This window comes from Longimicrobium sp. (assembly GCF_036280135.1).
Lineage (GTDB): Bacteria > Gemmatimonadota > Gemmatimonadetes > Longimicrobiales > Longimicrobiaceae > Longimicrobium.
In genome coordinates, this window is sequence record NZ_DASURI010000960.1 from 1 (window position 1) to 3,576 (window position 3,576).

The 3,576-nt window shown below is 69.9% G+C and carries 4 protein-coding genes; 1 reads left to right on the forward strand and 3 read right to left on the reverse strand.

The genetic code is table 11. From position 1 onward, the window contains the following. From VFZ20_RS30905 to VFZ20_RS30915, 3 genes are all read right to left on the reverse strand, one after another. Window positions 1-514, reverse strand: a 514-nt coding sequence (locus tag VFZ20_RS30905; protein WP_329687829.1) for a serine/threonine-protein kinase, incomplete at its 3' end; no start/stop codon positions are given. Window positions 515-571: 57 nt separating this feature from the next. Beyond that, the gene (locus tag VFZ20_RS30910; protein WP_329687830.1) at window positions 572-724 is read right to left on the reverse strand and encodes a hypothetical protein; all 153 of its coding nucleotides are present in this window, start codon (window positions 722-724) and stop codon (window positions 572-574) included. A gap of 574 nt (window positions 725-1,298) precedes the next feature. Beyond that, window positions 1,299-2,537 (reverse strand): winged helix-turn-helix domain-containing protein, encoded by a 1,239-nt coding sequence (locus VFZ20_RS30915; protein WP_329687831.1) that lies wholly within the window; start codon window positions 2,535-2,537, stop codon window positions 1,299-1,301. A gap of 571 nt (window positions 2,538-3,108) precedes the next feature. Here VFZ20_RS30915 and VFZ20_RS30920 point away from each other — a divergent pair. Beyond that, window positions 3,109-3,576 (forward strand): hypothetical protein (locus tag VFZ20_RS30920; protein ID WP_329687832.1); only part of this gene is annotated, 468 nt, incomplete at its 3' end.

Genomic DNA, 3,576 nt, shown 5'->3' on the forward strand with positions numbered 1-3,576 from the left:
CGATGCCGAAGTCCAGCACGCGCACGTGGGGCTCGTCGGGGTGGTCGCTGGTCTCCAGGAACAGGTTGCCGGGCTTTACGTCGCGGTGCACGAGCCCCACGCGGTGGCCGGCCGCCAGCCCGCGCGCGGCCTGGCGGAGGATGCCCAGCGACACGTGCGCGGGCGGCGGCCCCGTGCGCGCCAGGCGCACGGCCAGGTCCTCGCCCTGCAGCAGCTCCATCACCAGGAAGTCCAGCCCCAGCTCGGTATCCGTCCCGAAGTCGTGGACGGAGACGACGTTGGGATGGTGCAGGGCGGCGGCGGCCTTGGCCTCGCGCAGAAAGCGGCCCTGCAGGCGGGCGTGGTCGTCCGCGTCCGTGGCCACGATGCCGATCACCTTTACGGCCACGGCGCGGCCCAGGCGCTGGTCGCTGGCGCGGTACACGGCGCCCATGCCGCCGCGTCCGATCACCGCGTCGATGCGATAGCGCCCGCAGAGGGTGCGCCCGGTCAGCAGGCCCGCGATCCCGTACATCTGGGATAGTTTACCGCGTTCAGGTGAAGGATGTGGATGCGATTGCGCGGGATGAACTTACGAAGGCGCCGGCGGATTGGTTTCGCCGCCGCGCGCGGGTCCGGCCCCGGTGGGCAGCCGGCCCGCCTCGCGCAGCCGGCCGATCCGCTCCTGGAGCGAGGTGCGGGTGGTGGCCGCCAGCTCCGCGAAGTAGCGCCGCACCCGGGTCATCCGGATTGCTGGGCGGCGGGGTTCGGGTCACGCGCGGGAGTGCTCGAGGAACGGTGCGGCAATCCGGAATCTAACGGATTCCGTTCCCGTTGTGCACGGGATGGATCACACCGTCGTGGCTTCATTTGAACCAGCCGACGTTTCCATTGGACGTTGATTCACCCGGATCAGCCAGAAGCGTCATCCTGAGGAGCCGCCGCGTGCTTCCTCATCGTGCGTGATCCGTGGCGGCGACGAAGGATCTTGCCCGCGAAGCTCGGGGGCGACCCTCGTGCACGGAAATCGGCTCCGAGTCTCGCACACAAGATCCTTCGGTCGCGCCAATGTTTTGTGTGCGTTCAGGTTACGCGCGTCGCTCCCTCAGGATGACGCTCCTTGGCCTCCATCCAGGGCTGGTTTGGCAACGCCTTCTCAGGATGACGCTCCTCGGCTCTATCCAAGGCTGGTTTGGCAACGCCTTCTCAGGATGACGCTCCCTGGCTCTATCCAAGGTTGTTTGGCAACGCTTTCTCAGGATGACGCGGCGTGGACGGATGGTGCCGAACAGCCTTTCATGATGACAGCGGGTGAGGGATCACGTTGTCACTTCCGTCGCGGATTTCAGCGCGGCTTGCAGGCGGGGGAGGGCATCGGGCGGGTCGGCGCGGCGGAGCGTCACGCGCGGCGTGCCGTGCCAGCGCGCGCACTCCGCGATGGCGGACGCGACATCCGCCGTCATGCGGTCGGTAAGGCGCACGCCGGGCTCCAGGTACAGCGCCTTGACCTCGAACACGCCGTCCTTGCGATGCGCCTTGGCGTCCAGCCGCCCGACGAGCCTGCCGCGATGCAGGATGGGCAGCACGTAGTAGCCGTAGACGCGCTTGGGCCCGGGCACGTAGACCTCGATGCGGTAGTCGAAGCCGAACACCTCGCTGGCGCGCTTTCGGTCCCAGATCAGCGGATCGAACGGGGACAGCAGCGTCGTCAGCACGGGCTTGCCGCGCCCGGCGGCGGCGGACCGCATCGTTTCCGCGTGGTCCGGGTGCACGAAGGCGGGCTCCTTCCATCCCTCGACGGCCACGCGCATCAGCGCGCCCTCGTCCGCCAGGCGGTCGGGGATGAGCTTCGTCGACGTCTTGTCCATCCGGAAGTAGTCCGCCACCCACTTCGCCTTCGCGATCCCCATCGACCGCACGGCCTTGAGTACGAGCGTGCGGCGGACCTCATCCGCCGACGGCAGCCGGGCATCGTCCCACGAGGGCAGGATGCGCTCGCGCAGGTCGTAGATGCGCTGAAAGCCCTCGCGCCGCGCGATCATCAGCTCGCCGGCGGTGAACAGGCTTTCCAGCATGCGCTTTTCCGGCTTCCAGTCCCACCACGTGCCGCGCTCGTCCTTGCGCTCGAAGTCCGACGAGCGCACGGGCCCCTGCTCGCGCACGTGCTGAAGGAGGCGCGCGGCATCGTCCCGGTGCGCGTCCATGAACGTGTGCGCGTACCGCCAGCCGGCCCACGAGGGGTCCAGCATGCGGTGGCGGTACAGCGGATAGTCCTCGATGGGGACGAAGCAGGCCTCGTGCGACCAGTATTCGAAGAGCTTGCGCTCAGCCAGCAGCGCGTCCAGCCAGCGCGGGTCGTAGTCGCCGATGCGGCTCCACAGCACCAGGTACGGGCTGCGGGCCACGACGCTGATGGTGTCGATCTGCAGCACGCCCATGCGGCGGATGGCAGCCAGCACGTCGGCCTTGCGGGCGCGGCGGCGCGGGCGGCGGTCCAGCCCCTGCGCGGCCAGCATGAGCGTGCGCGCCGCGGCGTGCGAGAGGTGCAGGTCCGTCACGGATCACGGGAATCGGAGGATGCACGCCGGCCGCTCGCGCACTGCGATCAGCCGGTTTTTGTTCGGGAGCAAGATAGGGCGGCGGATGCGGATCGCGCGAGGGCTGGAGCCGTGCGCGGTGCAGGATGGATCACGCGGAGGCGGAGCGTGGGCGGGATTTCGGTGCGCGGAGGGTGGATCTTGCCCGGGCGAGCGCCCCCCATCCCCGACCCTTCCCCCATAAACGGCATGGGGGAAGGGAGAACTTCGGTGCGGGCATGCGGATGGCTCGTGCCGATCGCAGCCCGCCCCTCTCCCGACCTCTCCCCGCTCGTTCCTCGCGGAGAGAGGAGACCCGCGCGACGCGCGGAACAGCCGGGTCGAGATCAGCCAGGGTGCACACGAACCTGGGCGTGGCAGGAGCCGTCGGCGAAGGCCGACATCACGTGTTCGGTGCCGCGATTTCAATCGCCGGGGCTGGAGGACCGCGTTTCGACGTATCACCCGCCGTAACGCATTGCCTCCAATCCGCCCGCGCCCCTCCCGTCGTACGTTTGCACAGGCTAGCTTGCGGCGATCCCCGGGAGGACGATTGATCGCGATGACGTGGATGGCGGCGCTGCTGCAGGCGGGGACGCCCGCGCAGCTGCCGGAGATGCTGGTGGAGCGCCGGCTGGCGGAGCGCGTGCCGCTGGCCGTGGGCGACACCGTGCGCGTCCGCGCGCTGGCCGGGACGGCGGCGCCGCGGCCGTTCGTCGTGGGCGGCGTGTTCGAGCGCGAGGCCGACCCCAACCGCATCGCCCGCAACGAGTTCGAGGTGCGCTTCCACCTCCCGGACCTGGAGGCGCTCACCGGCCGCCGCGACCGCGTGGTCCGCTTCGCCATCGTCCTGGCCCCCGGTGCCCCGGCCGATTCGGCGGCGCGGTGGATCGAGGGGGTGGCGTTCGGCACCCGCGCCTACGGGAGCGCCGCGCTGGCGGAGGAGAGCAGCGCCACCTTCCGCGTGGTCTCGCGCTTCCACGACGCCATCGGCATCGTCACCATCCTGGCCAGCGCCATC

Coding starts and splice junctions, on each gene's coding strand:
- VFZ20_RS30910 (WP_329687830.1), bottom strand. CDS start 724: ATGACCCGGGTGCGGCGCTACTTCGCGGAGCTGGCGGCCACCACCCGC.